This window comes from Pseudomonas sp. Sample_10 (assembly GCF_004321495.1).
In the GTDB taxonomy this organism is placed as follows: Bacteria; Pseudomonadota; Gammaproteobacteria; order Pseudomonadales; family Pseudomonadaceae; genus Aquipseudomonas.
Genome location: NZ_RCOE01000099.1, coordinates 1 through 654, shown reverse-complemented (window position 1 = coordinate 654; position 654 = coordinate 1). Strand labels below are relative to the sequence as shown.

Annotated in this window: 1 protein-coding gene; it reads left to right on the top strand. The window is 58.1% G+C overall.

Translation table 11 applies throughout. The annotated features are described in order from the left end of the window. Window positions 1–654, top strand: a 654-nt coding sequence (locus tag D8U18_RS09180) for an aldehyde dehydrogenase family protein (protein ID WP_131107477.1), incomplete at both ends; no start/stop codon positions are given.

Below are 654 nucleotides of genomic sequence, written 5' to 3'. Positions count from 1 at the left end.
TCGTGTTCGACGACGCGGACCTGGATAAGGCCGTCGAAGGCGCGATCATTTCCAAATACCGCAACAACGGCCAGACCTGCGTTTGCGCCAACCGTCTGTACATCCAGGATTCGGTCTACGATGCGTTCGCCGAGAAGCTGAAAGTGGCAGTAGCCAAGCTGAAGATCGGTAACGGTCTGGAAGACGGCACCACCACCGGTCCGCTGATCGACGAAAAAGCCGTGGCCAAGGTGCAAGAGCACATTGCTGACGCCGTTGCCAAAGGCGCTACTGTGCTGTCCGGTGGCAAGTCGATGGAAGGTAACTTCTTCGAGCCGACTATTCTGACCAACGTGCCGAACAACGCGGCCGTGGCCAAGGAAGAAACCTTCGGCCCACTGGCGCCGCTGTTCCGCTTCAAAGATGAAGCCGATGTGATCGCGATGTCGAACGACACCGAATTCGGCCTGGCCTCGTACTTCTATGCTCGCGACCTGGGTCGTGTGTTCCGTGTGGCAGAAGCTCTGGAATACGGTATGGTCGGCGTCAACACCGGCTTGATCTCCAACGAAGTCGCGCCGTTCGGCGGCATCAAGGCCTCGGGCCTGGGCCGTGAAGGCTCCAAGTACGGCATCGAAGATTACCTGGAAATCAAATACCTCTGCCTGGGCATCT